At 65.6% G+C, this 17,725-nt stretch carries 15 protein-coding genes, 1 tRNA gene and 3 pseudogenes; 9 read left to right on the top strand and 10 right to left on the bottom strand.

Annotation, left to right across the window (positions count from 1 at the left end):
* Nucleotides 1–892: 892 nt before the first annotated feature.
* Nucleotides 893–976: transfer RNA gene (locus KDD17_RS05940), tRNA-Leu, on the bottom strand.
* A 110-nt stretch (nt 977–1,086) separates the two neighbouring features.
* Between KDD17_RS05940 and KDD17_RS05935 the strand changes: the two genes are divergently transcribed.
* Complete coding sequence (locus KDD17_RS05935; protein ID WP_212705719.1) at nt 1,087–1,665, top strand: YqaA family protein; 579 nt, start codon at nt 1,087–1,089, stop codon at nt 1,663–1,665.
* A pseudogene (locus tag KDD17_RS05930) lies at nt 1,662–2,119 on the top strand (disulfide bond formation protein B). The gene KDD17_RS05935 and the pseudogene KDD17_RS05930 overlap by 4 nt, the downstream one beginning before the upstream one ends.
* Here KDD17_RS05930 and KDD17_RS05925 read toward each other — a convergent pair.
* Nucleotides 2,069–2,542: an Lrp/AsnC family transcriptional regulator gene (locus KDD17_RS05925; protein WP_212705718.1), complete on the bottom strand. Its 474-nt coding sequence runs from the start codon at nt 2,540–2,542 to the stop codon at nt 2,069–2,071. The pseudogene KDD17_RS05930 and the gene KDD17_RS05925 overlap by 51 nt on opposite strands.
* Before the next feature lie 108 nt (nt 2,543–2,650).
* On the opposite strand from KDD17_RS05925, the pseudogene rocF reads away from it, so the two are divergent.
* Nucleotides 2,651–3,567 (top strand): annotated as a pseudogene (rocF, locus tag KDD17_RS05920) (arginase).
* Nucleotides 3,568–3,578: 11 nt separating this feature from the next.
* Nucleotides 3,579–4,622 (top strand): ornithine cyclodeaminase, encoded by a 1,044-nt coding sequence (gene ocd / locus KDD17_RS05915; protein WP_212705717.1) that lies wholly within the window; start codon nt 3,579–3,581, stop codon nt 4,620–4,622.
* A 7-nt stretch (nt 4,623–4,629) separates the two neighbouring features.
* Here ocd and KDD17_RS05910 read toward each other — a convergent pair whose 3' ends face one another.
* Complete coding sequence (locus KDD17_RS05910; protein ID WP_212705716.1) at nt 4,630–5,772, bottom strand: FAD-dependent monooxygenase; 1,143 nt, start codon at nt 5,770–5,772, stop codon at nt 4,630–4,632.
* Between the two features lie 73 nt (nt 5,773–5,845).
* Nucleotides 5,846–6,268 (bottom strand): RNA polymerase-binding protein DksA, encoded by a 423-nt coding sequence (gene dksA, locus KDD17_RS05905; protein ID WP_212706161.1) that lies wholly within the window; start codon nt 6,266–6,268, stop codon nt 5,846–5,848.
* A 167-nt stretch (nt 6,269–6,435) separates the two neighbouring features.
* Between dksA and KDD17_RS05900 the strand changes: the two genes are divergently transcribed.
* The 4 genes from KDD17_RS05900 (at nt 6,436) to KDD17_RS05885 (ending at nt 10,306) form a co-directional block, all read left to right on the top strand.
* Nucleotides 6,436–7,275, top strand: coding sequence for an AAA family ATPase (locus KDD17_RS05900; RefSeq protein WP_212705715.1), 840 nt, complete (start codon nt 6,436–6,438; stop codon nt 7,273–7,275).
* A 321-nt stretch (nt 7,276–7,596) separates the two neighbouring features.
* Nucleotides 7,597–8,925, top strand: coding sequence for a DUF2927 domain-containing protein (locus KDD17_RS05895; protein WP_254796901.1), 1,329 nt, complete (start codon nt 7,597–7,599; stop codon nt 8,923–8,925).
* Nucleotides 8,926–8,951: 26 nt separating this feature from the next.
* Nucleotides 8,952–9,119 (top strand): apolipoprotein acyltransferase, encoded by a 168-nt coding sequence (locus KDD17_RS05890; protein WP_212705713.1) that lies wholly within the window; start codon nt 8,952–8,954, stop codon nt 9,117–9,119.
* The gene (locus KDD17_RS05885) at nt 9,119–10,306 is read left to right on the top strand and encodes a vWA domain-containing protein (RefSeq protein ID WP_212705712.1); all 1,188 of its coding nucleotides are present in this window, start codon (nt 9,119–9,121) and stop codon (nt 10,304–10,306) included. The genes KDD17_RS05890 and KDD17_RS05885 overlap by 1 nt, the downstream gene beginning before the upstream one ends.
* 36 nt (nt 10,307–10,342) lie before the next feature.
* Here the strand turns inward: KDD17_RS05885 and KDD17_RS05880 are convergent, their stop codons facing one another.
* On the bottom strand, nt 10,343–10,984 hold the full coding sequence (locus tag KDD17_RS05880) for a DUF3047 domain-containing protein (protein ID WP_212705711.1): 642 nt from the start codon (nt 10,982–10,984) through the stop codon (nt 10,343–10,345).
* Nucleotides 10,985–11,127: 143 nt separating this feature from the next.
* Between KDD17_RS05880 and KDD17_RS05875 the strand changes: the two genes are divergently transcribed.
* Complete coding sequence (locus KDD17_RS05875) at nt 11,128–11,823, top strand: M48 family metalloprotease (protein ID WP_212705710.1); 696 nt, start codon at nt 11,128–11,130, stop codon at nt 11,821–11,823.
* A 10-nt stretch (nt 11,824–11,833) separates the two neighbouring features.
* On the opposite strand, the gene KDD17_RS05870 is transcribed toward KDD17_RS05875, so the two are convergent.
* The 5 genes and pseudogenes from KDD17_RS05870 to KDD17_RS05850 all read right to left on the bottom strand — a co-directional run bounded on the left by KDD17_RS05870 (nt 11,834) and on the right by KDD17_RS05850 (nt 17,536).
* Nucleotides 11,834–12,376 carry an RSP_2648 family PIN domain-containing protein gene (locus tag KDD17_RS05870; RefSeq protein WP_212705709.1) on the bottom strand — a complete coding sequence of 181 codons (543 nt, stop codon included), beginning with the start codon at nt 12,374–12,376 and terminating at the stop codon, nt 11,834–11,836.
* The gene (locus KDD17_RS05865; protein ID WP_212705708.1) at nt 12,373–13,584 is read right to left on the bottom strand and encodes an RSP_2647 family RNA methyltransferase; all 1,212 of its coding nucleotides are present in this window, start codon (nt 13,582–13,584) and stop codon (nt 12,373–12,375) included. Before KDD17_RS05865 ends, KDD17_RS05870 begins: the two co-directional genes overlap by 4 nt.
* Before the next feature lie 39 nt (nt 13,585–13,623).
* A complete protein-coding gene (locus KDD17_RS05860; RefSeq protein WP_212705707.1) occupies nt 13,624–14,352 on the bottom strand; it encodes a DUF6778 family protein in 729 nt (242 codons plus the stop codon).
* Between the two features lie 151 nt (nt 14,353–14,503).
* Complete coding sequence (locus tag KDD17_RS05855; RefSeq protein WP_212705706.1) at nt 14,504–14,776, bottom strand: hypothetical protein; 273 nt, start codon at nt 14,774–14,776, stop codon at nt 14,504–14,506.
* Nucleotides 14,773–17,536 (bottom strand): annotated as a pseudogene (locus tag KDD17_RS05850) ([protein-PII] uridylyltransferase family protein). Before KDD17_RS05850 ends, KDD17_RS05855 begins: the two are co-directional and overlap by 4 nt.
* Nucleotides 17,537–17,725: the final 189 nt, after the last annotated feature.

Raw genomic sequence — 17,725 nt, 5'->3', positions numbered from 1 at the left:
GGACGGGAACGCGATCGCCCGGTGGGGCGCCGTTGGCCTTGGTCGTGCAGTCATGGACGTTTTCATCATCGTCTCCGTCGTTTCGTTTCACCCCGTGAAGTGGCAAGGACCCGGTCCCGACACGGCACGCGCATCTGTCAGCGGCAAAAGAGGGAGGAAGGCACGGCAGCCCGCACGCCACACATCCGTGCGACGAACTTCTGCCCGCGACGCGATAGCGTCACGGCACATCATGCAGCGGTCGCAAACTAGCGGCACCTGCACGTCCTCCACGTCTTTCGACATGGCACATGTGCGGCCGCCCCCGAGACCAGACTCTTCGCCCCCAGTTGGGCATGCACCATAGATAGCGAAGCGCCGTCGGGCGACAAAGGGAAAAAAGTTTGAAAAATGTCCATGAATGGGGCACTCAGGACAAGCATGGTTAACGCAGGCGCCCCGGACACGCCCCGCGGCGCGCCATTGTTTCCAAAAGAGAAATCAAGGAAATTCCAGTTTGACCCCGCTCAGCATGGGGTTTGCGCAGATCAGGGCAGCCGCGGGCGCCCCGAAAACGCGGCTGACTGTTTCCACCATGTGAACAATGACACCGCTCCACGGTGGCCCCACCCCGCCAAGACCCCCGTGCGTCTAAATCATGGCAGTGTTCGCGAAACAGCACCAATGCCTCCCATCGGGCGGATTTGGCCACGCGGATCGACACCGCCTGCCACAATCGTTGTCGAATCAATGATCCCTTGTCGGCACCCGTCAACCACCCGTCTGACGCCGTAGGACATGAGCATCAGAGCACACGCAAATACATCAATCAGGCCGCCACACCGCCTATACTGTTCGGGGATCATGAGGTTTTTGGCGGGGCCCGCACCGCGCGCGCATCCCGCAAAGGCCGTGGTACCCAAGGCCGGACTCGAACCGGCACGCCTCGCGGCGGGGGATTTTGAATCCCCTGCGTCTACCATTCCGCCACTTGGGCCTCTGCGCCCGCAATAGCGCAATCCGCTTTACCGGGGCAAGCGGAAAACCCCGCCCTTGACGCACGCCGCGCTGCGTGGTCAGACCACACAGCGACAGCGGAGCGATAAGATGATCCAACGCCTCTACGACTGGACGATCCACCTGGCAGAGCATCGCCATGCGATGTGGGTGCTGGCCATTGTCGCCTTCATCGAAAGCTCGGTCTTTCCGATCCCGCCGGACGTCATTATGATCCCGATGATCCTTGCCCGCCCCAGCCGCGCCTTTGTCATCGCGGGCGTGGCGCTGCTGGCCTCGGTCTTGGGCGGGCTGTTGGGATACGCCATAGGCGCGCTTGCGTTCGAAACCCTGGGCGAGCCGATCCTGACCGCCCTGGGCAAGGGTGACGCCATGGCCGAATTCGCCGAACGGTTCAACAATATGGGCTTCTGGGCGATCCTCACGGCGGGGGTTACACCTTTTCCCTATAAGGTTATCACGATCATGTCAGGCTGGACGGCGATGCCGATGGGCGTTTTCATCGCCACCTCGATCCTCGCGCGCGGGCTGCGGTTTTTCCTTGTGGCGGGCCTTTTGTGGAAATTCGGCGCCCCGGTACGCGATTTCATCGAACGTCGCCTGCCGCTGATGTTCACCCTCGCCGTCGCCCTGCTGATCGGCGGCTTTTACGCGATCAAGTTCCTATGAGCGCGCGGCATCTCTGTGCCCTCGCGGCGCTCGGATCGCTCGCGGTTCTGCTGGGCGCTTACGGCTTTCAGCATCTGGGCGGGCTGGCGCCGTGCAAGATGTGCCTGTGGCAGCGCTGGCCCCATGCCGCCGCCATCGCCATCGGCGTGCTGATCTGGTTCACCGGCCTGCGCGCGCTGGCCTGGGCCGGGGCCGCCGCCGCGCTTACCACCGCCGGGATCGGCGCCTATCACGTGGGGGTCGAGCAAGGCTGGTGGGAAGGCCCCTCGACCTGTTCTTCGGGGCCATCGGGGGGCTCAGCCCGGATGAATTGCTAAACCAGATCCTGACCGCGCCGCTGGTGCGCTGTGATGAAATCGCGTGGCAGCTGGCGGGCATCAGCATGGCGGGCTGGAACGCGCTGTTATCGCTGGCGCTGGCCACCCTTTGGATCCTCGCCGCCCGCCGCCCCTAAGCCCGCCTTTTGCGTGCTCAGCAGCAGGCTGGTTTCGCTGCTGACCACCCCGTCGAGCCGCCGGATACGGTCCAGCACCAGATCAAAGGCGGCCAGCGTATCGGTCCCGATCTCGACGATCAGATCCCAGCGCCCGTTCGTGGCGTGCACCGCGCGCAACTCGGCCATGGCGCTCAGCTGGCGCTTGATGCGCGCGGCGCCGCGCCCCTCGATCCCGATCATCATCAGGCCGCGCACCGGATCGCGCGCCACATCCGCGCGGGTGACGACGGTAAATCCCACGATCTCCCCGCCCGCGCGCAGCCGCGCCAGCCGGGCCCGCACCGTGGTGCGCGCCAGCCCCAGCGCCGCCGCAAGATCCGACAGCGAGGCGCGCGCGTCGTGGCGCAGCGCCGCGATCAGCCGTTCATCCGTTTCGTCCATATCGACGCTCCATTTCGGTCAGTAAGTATCCGTATCGGTCACTTTGTACGCTTCTGTCCACCCAGTTTTGCGCATATCCCTGGGGGCAATCACGCAGAGGAACCGACAATGACCAAAAACATTCTGCTTCAGGGCGCACCCGTTGATTGCGGCAAACGCCGCCGCGGCTGCCTGATGGGGCCCGACGCCTACCGCACCGCCGGGTTGCAGGAGGCGTTGGAGGATCTGGGCCACCGGGTCCGGGATGCGGGCAACGTGGCCCCCGCCCCTTCACCGACGCGCCCCACCCCAAGCTGCACCGGCTGGCGGAAACCATCGCCTGGACCGAAGCGCTCGCCGACAGTACCGAAGCGGCGTTGCGCGACGCGCTGCCCATCACGCTGGGCGGCGATCACGCGCTGGCGGCAGGCACGGTGCTGGGCTCGATGCGCCACGCGGCGGCGGCGGGCAAGCCGCTGTTTCTGCTGTGGCTCGACGCGCACAGCGATTTTCACACCCTCGACAGCACCGACAGCGGCAATCTGCACGGCACGCCCACGGGCTATCTGACCGGGCGCGCGGGGTTTGACGGCTGGCCCACCCTGCCCGCGCCCCTGCCCGGCGCGCAGATCGCGATGATCGGCCTGCGCTCTGTCGATCCGGCGGAACGCGCGGCCCTGCAGGAGACCGACATCACCCGCATCGACATGCGCCAGATCGACGAAAGCGGCATCGCGCGGCCCATGGCGGCTTTCCTCGATCGGGTCGCGGCAGCGGGCGGGCATCTGCATGTCTCGCTCGACGTGGATTTCCTGGATCCCGCCTATGCGCCTGCCGTGGGCACTACCGTGCCCGGCGGCGCCACCGTGCGCGAGGCGCATCTGGTGATGGAGATGCTGCACGACAGCGGCGCCATGACCGCGCTCGATCTGGTTGAGCTCAACCCCTTCCTCGACGAACGCGGACGCACCGCCCAGCTGATGGTGGATCTTGCCGCCTCGGCGCTGGGGCGCAACGTCTTCGACCGTCCGACACAATCCTACTGAAAGGCCCCGAGATGACCCAACCCTCCGAAAAAGCCTTTGTGCCCTTTGTCAGCGTCGATCACATGATGCAGCTCATTCACCACGTTGGGCTGAAGCCCATGCTGCGCGGCATTGCCGACCGGATCGAGGCGGATTTCCACCGCTGGCCCGATTTCGACAAGACGCCGCGCGTGGCGTCCCATTCCGACGTCGGCGTGATCGAGCTGATGCCGACCTCCGATGGCGATGTCTACGGCTTCAAATACGTGAACGGCCACCCCGGCAACACCAAGGGCGGTTTGCAGACCGTGACCGCCTTTGGCCTGCTGTCGGATGTGGCGACGGGCTATCCGGTGCTCTTCTCCGAGATGACGATCCTGACGGCTCTGCGCACCGCGGCGACCTCGGCCTTCGCGGCCCGGGTGCTGGCGCCCGCGGGCTCAAAGGTGATGGCAATGATCGGCAACGGCGCGCAGTCCGAATTCCAGTCGCTCGCCATGCAGGAAGTCGTGGGCATCGAGGAGGTGCGCCTGTATGATATCGACCCGGCGGCGACCGAGAAGGCCGCGCGCAACCTCGCCGGATCGGGCCTGCGCGTGGTGCCCTGCAAGACCGCCGAAGAGGCGATCGAGGGCGCGCAGATCATCACCACCTGCACCGCCGACAAGCAATACGCGACCATCCTCACCGACAACATGGTCGGCGCGGGCGTGCATCTGAACGCCATCGGCGGCGATTGCCCCGGCAAAACCGAGCTTGCCCCCGCGATCCTGCACCGCGCCGATATCTTTGTGGAATACCCCGAACAGACGCGGATCGAGGGCGAGATCCAGCAGCTGGACCCCGATCACAAGGTGACCGAGCTTTGGGAGGTCGTGACCGGCGCCGCCAAGGGGCGCACATCGGAGCGCCAGATCACGCTTTTCGACAGTGTGGGCTTCGCGATCGAGGATTTCTCGGCACTGTGCTATGTGCGCGACGCCATCAGGGGGACCGACTATTTCACCCCGCTCGACATGCTCGCCGACCCGGACGATCCGCGCGATCTGTTCGGCATGGTGCAGCGCGCGGGCTGAGGGCCCTTCACACCTCGCGCGTCACGTCGTGGGCATAGAGCCAGTCGAACCCGCGCAGCATCCGCCCGGGTGCTACGCGACTGCCCAGGCGCAACGCCGTATGCGCCACCGTGCGCAACGGGCCGGGGTGCAGGTGGTAGCGCCAGGCGTTACGCTCCGCCGCGCGGATGACGCGCGGCACCCGCGCGGCGCGCAACGCCTCAAAGCGGGGCAGATCACCGGCGCAGGCGGCCAGCACCCAGGCATCCTCCAGCGCCTGATTGGCGCCTTGCGCCAGAAAGGGCAGCGTCGGATGCGCCGCATCGCCCAGCAAAGCCACACCGCCGCGCTGCCAGACGGGGGCGACCGGATGGCGGTGCAGGCCCCAGAGCGTCGGCGCCTCGACCGCGTCGATCAGCGCGCGCGCCGGGCCCCCGAACGCCGCAAAACCCGCGCGCAGGTTTGCCGGATCATCGGGCAGCGCCCAGCCCTCGGCGGCCCAGGCGTCGCGTTCCTCAACCGCCACAAGGTTCACCAGATCGCCGCCCCGGATCGGGTAGCTGACCAGATGACGCCCCGGCCCCATGCTGACGACCGCCGCCGCCGGGTGATCGACGCCGCGCACCGTGGCGCGCCACGCCACCTGCCCGGTAAATTCCGCCGCATCCTCGCCGTTGAGCACCCGGCGCGTGCGCGAATGGATGCCGTCAGCGCCCACCACCAGTTCAGCGCGCAGCGACGTCTCATCGGCGCAGAGGACCGAGGGCAGATCGCCCGGCACCACGTCCGTCACCTCCACACCCAGCCGCAGGGTCACCCCCGCCTCGCGCACGGCGCGGGCCAGTACCTCGATCAGATCGGCGCGATGGGCAAAGAGATAGCTTTGCCCTGACGGCAACAGCCCCAGATCCAGCCGCGCGACCTCATCGCCGCGCGCATGATCGCGCAGGATCACCGCCTGCCCCTCGACCGCGCGGCGCGCGCGCAAGGCACGCTCAAGCCCCAGCGCGCGCAGCACGACCAGCCCGTTGGGGCTGATCTGGATCCCCGCGCCGACCTCGCGCAGCGCCTGCGCGCGCTCCAGCACCGTCACCGCCACGCCGCGCCGCGCGAGCGCCAGCGCGCAGGCCAGCCCGCCGACACCGGCGCCGATCACGAGTGCATTGCGCATGATCCCTCCGAACGAAAAACGCCGCGGCCCTCACGGGGCCACGGCGCTGAACTCTCACGATCCGGCGTTGGGATCAATCGTCGCGGTGCACGCGCTCGCGGCGCTCGTGACGCTCCTGCGCCTCAAGGCTCATGGTCGCGATGGGCCGCGCGTCGAGACGTTTGAGCGAGATCGGATCGCCGGTCACCGAGCAGTAGCCGAATTCACCCTCGTCGATGCGGCGCAGGGCGGCGTCGATCTTGCCCACCAGCTTGCGGGCGCGGTCACGGGTGCGCAGCTCAAGCGCGCGATCGGTTTCCTCGGACGCGCGGTCGGTCACGTCGGGGATGTTGCGGGTGCCGTCCTGCAGGGTTTCGATGGTATCGCGGCTGCCCGCCAGCAGTTCGGCTTTCCAATCCAATAGCTTGCGGCGGAAGTATTCGACCTGACGGTCATTCATGAACGGCTCGTCTTCTGCGGGCCTGTAGTCGTCTGGCAAGAACGCCTCTTGTTTCATGTGTTTTGTCCCCTCAACGGCTGTCATGGCTGTCACTTTGCTGCACTCCCTGGCAACATTTCCCTGACGCAGCGTCTATAGCAGGGCTGCCCCGTTGTCACTACACAATCCTGCGCTATGCTGTGTGCAAGCCGCGCGGGCGGCGCAACTCAAGGAACTGATATCGCATGAAATTCCAGGGCACCGACGATTATGTCGCAACCGACGACCTCAAAATCGCGGTGAATGCCGCGGTGCAACTGGAGCGGCCCTTGCTCGTTAAAGGCGAGCCCGGCACCGGCAAAACAGAGCTTGCGCGACAGGTCTCGGCGGCGATGGATCTGCCGATGATCGAATGGAACATCAAATCCACCACCCGCGCCCAGCAGGGCCTTTACGAATACGACGCCGTGTCGCGCCTGCGTGACAGCCAGCTGGGCGAAGAGCGCGTGCATGACGTCAAGAACTACATCCGCAAGGGCAAGCTGTGGGAGGCGTTCGAGGCCGAGAAGAAGGTCGTTCTGCTGATTGACGAGATCGACAAGGCCGACATCGAATTCCCCAACGACCTGCTGCAAGAGCTCGATAAGATGGAGTTCTACGTCTACGAGACCGGCGAGATGGTCAAGGCAAAGGTCCGGCCCATCGTCATCATCACCTCCAACAACGAAAAGGAACTGCCCGACGCCTTCCTGCGCCGCTGTTTCTTTCACTATATCCAATTCCCCGAGATGGAGACGCTGAAAAAGATCGTCGAGGTGCACCACCCCGGCATCAAGCAGGATCTGCTGACGACCGCCCTTACCCAATTCTACGAAATCCGCGATCAGCAGGGGCTGAAGAAAAAGCCTTCGACCTCCGAGGTCATCGACTGGCTGAAACTACTTCTGGCCGAGGATATGGACGCCGCCGATCTGAAATCCGACGGCGCTTCGGCCCTGCCGAAACTGCACGGCGCGCTTTTGAAGAACGAACAGGACGTGCATCTGTTCGAACGTCTCGCTTTCATGGCGCGCGGCGGGCGCTGACCTTTACCGAATACCTTATGGCTGCGGGCGCTTCGGCGCCCGTTTTGCGTTGTGCCGTCAACGGAGTGTGGCATTTGTGTGGTTTCGCCATATGGTTGTCGCACTCCGCCCAATTTGCCTCTTTTTTGCCTTAATTGCTCCCTACCCAAGTCGGGTTGAGAGGCGAAAAGATCTCCAGACAAGGCTCAAAAGGGCAGGCAGGCAGACCATGACCAGTATCTTCGCGCATGAAACATGCGTTTTTTTCGTTCGCTTTCCGACATCCACACTGTCACCCGCCGGCGGTGCAGTGTGAGGGCGCGTCTGGCGCTTGTGCTTTCGATGGCACTGAACGCATGTACGCCGTCGACCGAAGGGCATGTCTCGCGGCAGATGAATGTCGCAGACAGCGGCCTGCCGCCGGTCCGGCTTTTTGCGACGCAGGTGCCCCCGGGCCCCGTGCGGGCCAACAATGATCTGGCGCTCGATTTTATCGAACTGTCGTTCCGGCTGGAATCCGGGCGGGAGCTGCCGGTGTTCACCCGTTTCGAAGGGCCGATCACCGTGGCCGTGGTGGGCGCCGCTCCGCCAACCCTGCAACCGGATCTGACCCGGCTGGTGAGCCGTCTGCGCAACGAGGCGCGCATCGACATCCGTCAACGCGCCAGTGGCCCCGCCAACATCACCATCAACGCGGTGCCCCAGCGTGAAATCCGCAAGGTGCTGCCGCAGGCGGCGTGTTTCGTCGCCCCCAACGTCAGCACGCTCGATGAATACCGCAAGGCCCGTAAAAAGAACAAAAGCAGCTGGAGCAGTCTGCGCAAGCGCGAGCGTCTGGCGATCTTCCTGCCCAACGACGTGAGCCCGCAGGAAGTGCGCGATTGCCTGCACGAAGAGCTGGCACAATCGCTTGGGCCCCTCAACGATCTCTACCGCTTGCCGGATTCGGTGTTCAACGACGACAATGTGCACACTGTTCTGACCGGTTTCGACATGCTGATGCTGCGCACCTACTACGCACCCGAGCTGCGCAACGGCATGACCCGTGGTCAAGTGGCAAGCGCGCTGCCCGGTATCCTCACCCGCATCAATCCGCAGGGCAATTACGCCGCCTCACGCTTTGCAACCCGCACGCCCGGCGCGTGGAAGCGCGCCATCGAATCCGCCCTTGGCCCTGCCTCATCGCGCACAGAGCGGCGCGCGGGTGCGCAGAACGCCCTGAGCATCGCAAAATCCATGGGCTGGACCGACCAGCGCCGCGCTTTTGCCCACTACGCCATGGCCCGCGTGGTGCAGCGGGACGATCCGGCGCTGGCCCAGCAACACTACAGCCGCGCCAACCAGTATTATCAGGCCACCCCCGGCACCCATCTGCACCGCGCTTACGTCGCCACGCAGCTGGCCGCCCACGCGATTTCGCAAGGCAACGGCGCGCGGGCGCTGGCGCTGACCGGCCCGCATATCGACACCGCCACCCGTAATGAGAACGCCGCATTGCTTTCCACCCTGCTGCTGCTACGTGCAGAGGCGCTGGATCTTGAAAACCGCCCCGCCGAGGCACAGGCCGTGCGTCTGGACAGTCTGGGATGGGCGCGCTACGGCTTCGGCGACGACTGGGCTGTGCGGGCCAAGCTGCGCGAGATCGCGGCACTCAACCCGCTGAAAGGATAGCCCGCCAACGCAAAGGAACGGGCAGGATGATCGTAATCGGCATGGCGCTACTGGGGGCCATCATCGGCGGGATGACCGCGCGTAAACGTGGCGGCAACCGCAAGGACATCGCGCAATACGTGGCGGGCTACATGATTGCCTTCCTGATCCTCGGCCTCTTTGCCACGATCTTTATCGACCGGATGGCGCGCTGATGTTTCTGCCGTTCTTCGAGCAGCTGCGCGCCCATAAGGTCCCCGTGTCGATGCGCGAATTTCTGGCGTTTCTCGACGGGATGTCGGCGGGTCTGGCGACCTACGACGTCGATGCGTTCTACTACCTCGCGCGCATCTCGATGGTGAAGGACGAGCGCAACATCGACAAGTTCGACCGGGCCTTTGCCGCCGCCTTTTCCGGCCTTGAAAACATTACCTTGGACGACGTTCTTGAAGCGGTCGAGATTCCGCGCGACTGGCTTGAGAAGATGGCCGAAAAGCACCTGAGCCCCGAGGAAAAGGCCGAGATCGACGCCATGGGCGGCTTTGATAAGCTGATGGAGACGCTCAAAGAGCGGCTCAAGGAGCAGGAAAAGCGCCACCAGGGCGGCAACAAATGGATCGGCACGGCGGGCACCTCGCCCTTTGGCGCCTACGGCTACAACCCCGAGGGCGTGCGCATCGGTCAAAAGGAATCCCGCCACCAGAAAGCGGTCAAGGTCTGGGACAAGCGCGAATTCCGCAACCTCGACGACACGGTCGAGCTGGGCACGCGCAACATCAAGGTCGCGCTCAAACGCCTGCGCCGCTGGGCGCGCGACGGCGCGCAGGAGGAGCTGGACCTGAACGGCACCATCCGCTCCACCGCCGAGCAAGGGTATCTGGACGTCAAAACCCGCCCCGAGCGGCGCAATGCCGTGAAGGTGCTGCTGTTTCTCGACGTTGGTGGCTCAATGGATCCGCATGTGAAGGTAGTCGAGGAGCTTTTTTCCGCCGCCCGCTCGGAATTCAAGCATATGGAGCATTTTTACTTCCACAATTGCCTCTACGAAGGGGTTTGGCGCGACAATCGCCGACGCTGGGACGCGCAGACGCCCACGCACGAAATCCTGCGCACATACGGGCCGGACTACCGCTGCATCTTTGTGGGTGATGCGTCGATGTCGCCTTACGAGATCGCCTATCCCGGCGGCGCGAACGAGCATTGGAACCCCGAGGCCGGATCGACGTGGCTCGCCCGCGCGCGCGACCAGTGGCAGTCCAACCTCTGGATCAATCCCATCCCCGAGAAATACTGGCCCTACACCCAATCCATCGCGATGGTGCAGGAAATCTTTGGCGCCGACGCGATGGTGCCGATGACCCTCGACGGGCTGTCGCGCGGGATGAAAACGCTCACCCGTTAGTCGCGGCGGGGCGGTATCTCGACCGCCCCGAAACGCTTATTTCAACGTCAGATTGCCGATCGAAGCGCGGATGACGCTTTTCGTGTCGTCGCTGTCGCCCGACACAGCCAGTCCGATCAACGCGCCCTTTTCGCCGCCAAACGCCCGCCGGTAGTCTGCCGCCAGATCCACGCTTTCGCTGTGCGCGCCGGTCCCCGCAGGGCGCAGCGCGATGGTCACGCCCTGCCCGGAGGGCCCGTAGGGCGACGGGATCACCGTGCCGCGCGCAGCATTGCCGCCCCAGGCGTATTGCATGATGCGCACGTCCTTGTTGCCCAGCAGGCTGCGGATATTCGCGCCCTCAAGGCTGGGCGCCACGCTTTCTGGCACGAACACGAAATAAAGCGAGATGTTGCGATCATCCCCGCCCTTTTTCGCCAGATTGGTCGCGGGCACGGATTGGTCGACCTGCCAGTTCCACGAGGCCCCGGAAGTGCCCCAATCACCCTGCCCCACACGCGTCCACGCGATCGACACCGATCCTTCGGACACCAGCCCAAGGCTTGATCCAAAGCTGTAATCGTTGGAGTTGAACAGCGACAATCGCTGCTCCTGCCAGCCGTTTGAAAAACTGACCGGCCCGGCCGTGGCGGCAGCGGCGATGAGGCTCAACAGGGCGGCGGTGACGGGAATACGCATGAACTCTTCCTTCTGTGACTGGCCAAAGACGTAGCGCAGCGCAGCCGCCCCGACCAGCGCCGCGCCGTCACAGTCGCGTCAACGCGCCGTGAGCCTGCGACAACCGCCCCTTGCGCCCCCCGCGCAGGCGCCATATTGAATGTATGTTCAAGGTTTTGCCCATCCTGCTCGCCGTGCTCTACGGCTTTGTCATGTACCGGTTTTCGGTCTGGCGCACGGGGCGTGAGCTGGACGAGAAATCGACCGAGCTGGCCGATCCGCGCCTTGTCGCGATGAGCAAGCAGATGGCCAAGGCACTCGATCTGCCGCGCATCAAGGTCCATATCTACGAGATCGAGCCGGTGAATGGCCTCGCCGCCCCCGATGGGCGGATCTTCATCACGCGCGGCTTCTACAACAAATTCCGCGCGGGCGAGGTTTCGGCGGAAGAGCTGGCAAGCGTGATCGCCCACGAGCTGGGCCATGTGGCCCTTGGCCATTCACGCCGCCGGATGATCGATTTTTCGGGGCAAAACGCCATGCGCGCGGCCCTTGGCATGATCCTCAGCCGCTTCATCCCCGGTGTGGGCGTCTGGATCGCGAATATGCTGACCTCGATGCTGGCGGCGAAACTGTCGCGCGCCGATGAATACGAGGCCGATGCCTACGCCGCCGCCCTGCTGACCAAGGCGGGCATCGGCATCGCGCCGCAAATCTCGCTGTTTGAGAAACTTGACGCGCTGACGAACGCCGGCGGCGGGCGCCCGCCCGCGTGGCTGATGAGCCATCCGCGCACCGAGGATCGCGTCAAGGCGCTCACCACGCTGCAATCAAAATGGGACGCAAAGCCAAAGGTTTAGGCGACGTTCTTCACGTGCTCAACGCCTTACCGAGACGCGGCAGCCGCGCCTTTTTCATCAGCGCGCGCATCTGCCAATCGTCGCCCGAGAGCCTGCGCGCCTCGGCCAAGGTATCCGCGCCAACGCCTGCCATGACCTCCGGTTGCGCCTGCCACAGACGCAGCAGGAAGGCATCGGGGTCGGCGCGGCTCAGCCCCTCTTCGGCCAGGATCCCGCGCGGGAAATCCTTGGCGTTCATCGTGATGATGCCATCGGCATGACCGGCCACGGCGGCGGCCAGCACGTGGATGTCGTGTGCGTCCGGCAGCCACAGCCGCGCGTCCAGCCCCTCGGGCACCGACACGCTTGCCTTGGGAAAGGCCGCCTCGACCAGGGCGATCTCCCCGCGCGCCTGCGCCTCCCCGCCGGGGCCAAGTTTGCGCGCGGCGAGCGCCCATTCCTCAAGGATGCGCGGCGACCAGACCGGCGTGTAAAGCCCCGCGCGCGCGGCACCCAAAAGCATCTCGCGCATCACCGTGGGGTAGATCACGCAGGCGTCCAGCAGCATCTTCATAGATGGAAGAACAACGCCTTGAGGTACCCCGTCTCGGCCAGTTGCGGCAGCTGCGGGTGGTCCGGCCCGGCCGCCCCCGTATGGATCAGCTGACCGCGCCGCCCACTGCGCCCGATGCCGCGCACGCAAGCCGTGCGGAACTGCGCCAGATCGGCGGCATGGGAGCACGAGCACAGCCCCAGCACGCCGCCCTCGGCCACCAAGGGCGCCGCGAGCCGCGCCACACGTTCGTAGGCGCGCAGGCCCTTTTCCAACGCCGGTTTTGCGGGGGCAAAGGCCGGGGGATCGCAGATCACGGTGTCAAATTGCACGCCCTCTTGCGCCATTGCGGTCAGTACCTCGAACGCATCGCCCTGGCGCACGGTCAGCGCATCACCGCGGCCCATGGCCTGCGCCCCCCGTTCCGCCAGCGCAAGCGCCGGCGCCGAGCCATCGACGCAAAGCGCCGACGTGGCCCCGCCCGCAAGCGCCGCAAGGCCAAAGCCCCCCACGTGGCTGAACACATCCAGCACCGAGCCGCCCCGCGACAGGCCGGCGGCAAACGCATGGTTGGGCCGCTGGTCGTAGAAGAGACCGGTTTTCTGACCCTCGATCAGATCGGCCATATAGACCGCGCCATTCATCTGCACCGCAACCGCCTCCGTGGGCGCGTCGCCGTGCAGCACGCCGCTGGCATCATCCAGCCCTTCGAGGCTGCGGGTACGCCCGGCGGCGTTTTTCAGCACCGTCGTGACCCCCGTCACCTCGACCAGCGCCGCCGTCAGCACCTCGATCAGCGCGTCAGACCACGCGGCGTTGGGCTGGATTACGCAAGCCTCGCCAAAGCGGTCGATGACCACACCGGGCAACCCGTCGCCCTCGGCGTGGATCAGCCGGTAGAACGGCGCGTCGTAGATCCGCGTGCGCAACGCCAGCGCCCGGCGCAGGCGTGCGGCGATCCAGTCGTGGTCGATCGCGGCATTCGGATCGGGATCCATCATGCGCGCGATGATCTTGCTTTCGGGGTTGACCGTCACCACGCCCATGGGCGTGCGCGCGCTGTCCTCCAGCACGGCAAAACTGCCGGGGTCAAGCTTGCGGGTGCGGCGGTCCAGCACCAGCTCGTTGGCAAAGACCCACGGCGCGCCAAAACGGATGGCGCGGGCGTTGGCCTTGGGTTGCAGGCGGACGACGGGATAAGGCGGGGATGTGGAAAAGGGCGCTGTCATAGCGCCCTTCCCTAGTCGTTCGGTGGTGAAGTTGAAAGGTCAGATCTTGTTCACGGCCTGATAGAAGCCCAGACGTGCGTTGGTATAGCCTTCGGGCTTGACCAACTCCTGCCGGATCACCTCGGCCAGATGGTTCGAGATGCGGACCTTCTGCGTCAGCCCGCGCGCCTCGGCGTTGACCGCCTGCTGGCCGCCAAAGGCATCCAGATCGGCCTCAACCAGATGCGGCTCGGACAGGAATTCGCCCGTCTTGGCATCGCGCAGCACCATGCGGAACTTGATCGAATGTACGCCGCCCACGGTATAGCGCGCCTTTTCGGTCAACGAGTGAAAGCGCTGCACCTCGACGTCGAGGATGACGGGCACCTCGCCCTGAAAGGCCGCCGTGCCGGTGGCCAGCGCATCGCGGAAGATCTTTTCGACCTGCGCGTGACGGTCGCCGATGGGATCCTCGCGCCAGACGATATCGCCCAGCGGATAGTAGCGGTTTGCCTCGGAGACCTTGAGCCGCTCGGGCACCCGCACATTGATCTGCGACACGGCGATGTTCTCGCGCAGGGCGGCGGGCAGCAGGTGTTCAGTGCCGGAGGCATGGGCATGGCCCGTCTGCGCCGCCACGGCCAGACCGCGTGGTGCCTCGGAGAAGCCGGAGTTGCCCGCGGCGGCGTTAACCTCGAAAGGCGCGTCGCGCGATACCAGATCGGGCGCGCCACAGGCGCTCAGCACAATGCCCAATCCAAGGGCTGCGGCAAGTTTGAGATGTTTCATCGTCAGATCTCCCGGGTCTTCTGACCCATCAACTAAATACAAGTTGACCTAACAACGCTATCGGGGCGGAATTGCGGCGGGTCTGTGATGAACTGCGGCGAAACAGAGAAATTAATCGTCTGTTAGCCGGATCTGACCGCCCGCTGAGCTGTCAGTCCCGCGGGCGGCTGCGCCATCCGCCCCGGCGGCGCGGCGTCGGCATGCTGTGTTGCCCTTCGCGCAGCACGGTCGTCATCGGATGGTCGGCGCGGTCGCCGTAGGCGTCCAGAAACCGCGCGATCGCGGCGGTGGTCGGTCGCTCGGACGGCAGGCTCAGCGCCCAATCCAGGAAGATCGACCGGCATTGCGCGGGCGTGATGCCCTCGATCCGGTAGGCCTCGAATATCAGGCCCTTGGGATCGTCGATATCGCCTTTTTCGATCATGCCTCTGTCTCCGGCTGTGCCAATGCTGCCGTGATGATCGCATCGCAGGCGGCGTAATGCGCGCTCATTTGCGTCTCGAGCGTGTCCAGTTGCGCCGTGGCGTCCCCTAGAACCGCGCGCGCCAGAAACGCCGCCGTCGCCGCGCGCAACTCGGACGCCCGCAGCGCATGGGCCGACACAAGGCGCGATGCCGCCTGAAGCGCCCAGGCCCGGACATAGCCCGCGCGCAGCGTCTGAGCCGCCGGCGCGTCTATCAGACCACACGCAACCGCAGCGGCCAGACCGCCGGGCACATCCCGCGCCGTGCCGCCCGCGATCAGGGCGGCGGCCTGCGCAAAAAGCTCGATATCCTGCAAGCGGCCCGGCCCGATCTTGGCATCCAGGACGCCCTCGGGCGCCTTGGCGCTTTGGATGCGGGCGCGCATGGCGGCGGTTTCGGCGCGGATGTGCGCGGCGTCGCGCTCAGTCGCCAGGATCTGCGCCCGCAGAGTCTCGACCCGTTCGGCAAGCGGCGGTGGCCCCGCCACCACCTGCGCGCGCGTGAGCGCCAGATGCTCCCACACCCAGGCCTCCTGCCGCTGGTAGCTGTCAAAAGACTGCACACTGGTTGCGACCGGCCCCTTATTGCCCGAGGGGCGCAGCCGGAGATCGACTTCGTACAGCCGCCCTGCGCCATGGGCGCGCTCATCGCCGTAATCATCGCCTGTGTGAGCCGCGCGTAATACTGGCGCGTGGGCAAGGGGCGCGGACCCTCCGATTGCTCCACGCCGCCCGGATCGTAGATTACGATCAGATCCAGATCCGATTGCGCCGTCAGCATGCCCGCGCCCAGCGAGCCGAACCCCACAAGAACCGCCCCACCGCCGGGTGCCGCCCCGTGCCGGCGGGCGAAATTCTCCCGAACCGCGGGCCAAAGCGCGCCCAGCACCGCGCGGGCCAGATCCGCGTATTGCCGCCCCGCCTCTGCCCCGTCAATGAGCCCGCGCAGATGGTGCACGCCGACGCGAAAGCGCCATTCACGTGTCCAGGCGCGCGCGGCGTCCAGTTGTGCCTCATAGTCGCCCGTGGCCCGGACCCGCGCTGCCAACGCCTGACGCAGTGCGTCCTCCCCCGGCCAGTCGGTGAAGAAATCGCCCCCGATCACCGCATCCAACACGCCCGCATTGCGCGACAGATACGCCGCCAGCAGCGGCGAGACGGTCACGATCTCGATCAGAAGATCCGCCAGCTGCGGATTGGCCTTGAGCAGGGAGAAAAGCTGCACGCCCGCGGGCAGCCCCGCCAGAAACCCGTCAAAGGCCATCAGGGCCTCGTCAGGGCGGTCCGCCTGCGCCAAACGGGCCAGCAATTCAGGGCGCAGCCGGTCGAAAATTGCGGCACTGCGGTCGGAGCGCAGGGCGGGATAGCCGCGCCACGCCTCCGTGACCGCCGGATCAAAGGCATGGCTCGGCGTGGGGGCCGTGCGCGTGCGTTCGGCAAAGAAGCCTTCGGTGAGGCTATGCACCGCCGTCAGCCGCTCGGTCAGCTCGGCAGTCAGCGCATCGGCGTCGCGGTCCATCAAGGCCGCGATCCGCGCGATGCCTTCGGGGGTGTTCGGCATGCTGTGGGTCTGCGCGTCCTGTACCATCTGCAACCGGTGCTCGACCGTGCGGTGGAAGGTATAGTGTTCCGCCAGCGCGTCCGCGTCGGCGGCAGCGATCCAGCCCTTTTTGGCCAGCGCGCGCAACGCGGGTTTGGTGCCGCGCAGGCGCAGATCCGCGTCGCGCCCGCCCGAGATAAGCTGGCGGGTCTGGGTAAAGAATTCGATCTCGCGAATGCCCCCCCGCCCCAGCTTCATGTTGTGGCCGGGGATCGAGATCGCCCCGCCCAGACCCTTGTGGTTGCGGATCGCGAGCCGCATGTTGTGGGCGTCCTCGATGGCGGCGTAATCAAGGTGGCGCCGCCAGACAAAGGGCCGCAGCGTGCGGATGAACCCATCGCCCACCCCGATATCGCCCGCGCAGGGCCGCGCCTTGATATAGGCCGCGCGCTCCCACGTGCGGCCAAGGCTTTCGTAATACCGCTCCGCCGCCTCGATCCCGACGCAGACGGGCGTGACGCCGGGATCCGGGCGCAGGCGCAGATCCGTGCGAAAGACATAGCCCTCGGCGGTAATCTCGCTCAGCGTGGCGGCCATCTGGCGCGTCGCCTTGATCAGCCCCGCGCGGGCCTCGTGGAAATCGGCCAGATCAAACCGCGTCTCGTCGAACAGGCAGATCAGATCGATGTCGGAGGAATAATTCAGCTCCCCCGCTCCCATTTTGCCCATGGCCAGCACCGTCATGCCGCAGGCCGTCGCGATGTCGTCTTCGCCCATGCCCGGCAGCTTGCCGCGCCGGATCAGCGCGCCGATGGCCGTCTCAAGCGCTGTCTGCGTGGCAAAGCCCGCAAAATCGCTCAGCGCCCCGGTGACGTCCTCCAGCGACCATGCACCGCCCAGATCCGCCAGCGCGGACAGCAGCGCCACCCGGCGTTTGCGCTGTCTCAGCACGCTGCCCACGTCTTGCGTCACGGGCGTCATGAGCCCGGCCAGCGCGGCCTGCGGCGTCGTGACAGCCGCGCGCAGCCACCCCCTTCCTTGGCGATCAGCCCGGCGAGATACGGCGCCTGCGCCGCCGCGCCGCGCAAAAGCGGGTGCAAAGCGGCGTCGAACCCACCCAGATCCAGATCGGGCGCCTCCGCGCCGGTCAGGCGCGGGACACGGGTTATCAGCGTGCTCAGGGGGTATCGATGTTCATATCCGCAGGAAACGCCTTGCGCAGCACAAGGTCAACGGCAAACCGCACGCTCCATAACATACTGATGCAAAACAATTTCCAAAATAAATGTAAATTACATTCACATTTATCCTTGCGTTTTTGCCGCCCCTCCCCAAATAGTGAGATGTGAAAGGCATTAACATACACCGCC

It is taken from the genome of Sulfitobacter albidus, assembly GCF_018200035.1.
Lineage (GTDB): Bacteria > Pseudomonadota > Alphaproteobacteria > Rhodobacterales > Rhodobacteraceae > Sulfitobacter > Sulfitobacter albidus.
Note: the sequence above shows the minus strand (reverse complement) of the source record. Positions and strands in the feature narration are given on the sequence as shown.

Bases quoted from the DNA above. Each gene is read 5' to 3' on its own strand.
- KDD17_RS05935 (WP_212705719.1), top strand. From the start codon at position 1,087: ATGATCCAACGCCTCTACGACTGGACGATCCACCTGGCAGAGCATCGC.
- KDD17_RS05925 (WP_212705718.1), bottom strand. From the start codon at position 2,542: ATGGACGAAACGGATGAACGGCTGATCGCGGCGCTGCGCCACGACGCG.
- ocd (WP_212705717.1), top strand. From the start codon at position 3,579: ATGACCCAACCCTCCGAAAAAGCCTTTGTGCCCTTTGTCAGCGTCGAT.
- KDD17_RS05910 (WP_212705716.1), bottom strand. From the start codon at position 5,772: ATGCGCAATGCACTCGTGATCGGCGCCGGTGTCGGCGGGCTGGCCTGC.
- dksA (WP_212706161.1), bottom strand. From the start codon at position 6,268: ATGAAACAAGAGGCGTTCTTGCCAGACGACTACAGGCCCGCAGAAGAC.
- KDD17_RS05900 (WP_212705715.1), top strand. From the start codon at position 6,436: ATGAAATTCCAGGGCACCGACGATTATGTCGCAACCGACGACCTCAAA.
- KDD17_RS05895 (WP_254796901.1), top strand. From the start codon at position 7,597: ATGGCACTGAACGCATGTACGCCGTCGACCGAAGGGCATGTCTCGCGG.
- KDD17_RS05890 (WP_212705713.1), top strand. From the start codon at position 8,952: ATGATCGTAATCGGCATGGCGCTACTGGGGGCCATCATCGGCGGGATG.
- KDD17_RS05885 (WP_212705712.1), top strand. From the start codon at position 9,119: ATGTTTCTGCCGTTCTTCGAGCAGCTGCGCGCCCATAAGGTCCCCGTG.
- KDD17_RS05880 (WP_212705711.1), bottom strand. From the start codon at position 10,984: ATGCGTATTCCCGTCACCGCCGCCCTGTTGAGCCTCATCGCCGCTGCC.
- KDD17_RS05875 (WP_212705710.1), top strand. From the start codon at position 11,128: ATGTTCAAGGTTTTGCCCATCCTGCTCGCCGTGCTCTACGGCTTTGTC.
- KDD17_RS05870 (WP_212705709.1), bottom strand. From the start codon at position 12,376: ATGAAGATGCTGCTGGACGCCTGCGTGATCTACCCCACGGTGATGCGC.
- KDD17_RS05865 (WP_212705708.1), bottom strand. From the start codon at position 13,584: ATGACAGCGCCCTTTTCCACATCCCCGCCTTATCCCGTCGTCCGCCTG.
- KDD17_RS05860 (WP_212705707.1), bottom strand. From the start codon at position 14,352: ATGAAACATCTCAAACTTGCCGCAGCCCTTGGATTGGGCATTGTGCTG.
- KDD17_RS05855 (WP_212705706.1), bottom strand. From the start codon at position 14,776: ATGATCGAAAAAGGCGATATCGACGATCCCAAGGGCCTGATATTCGAG.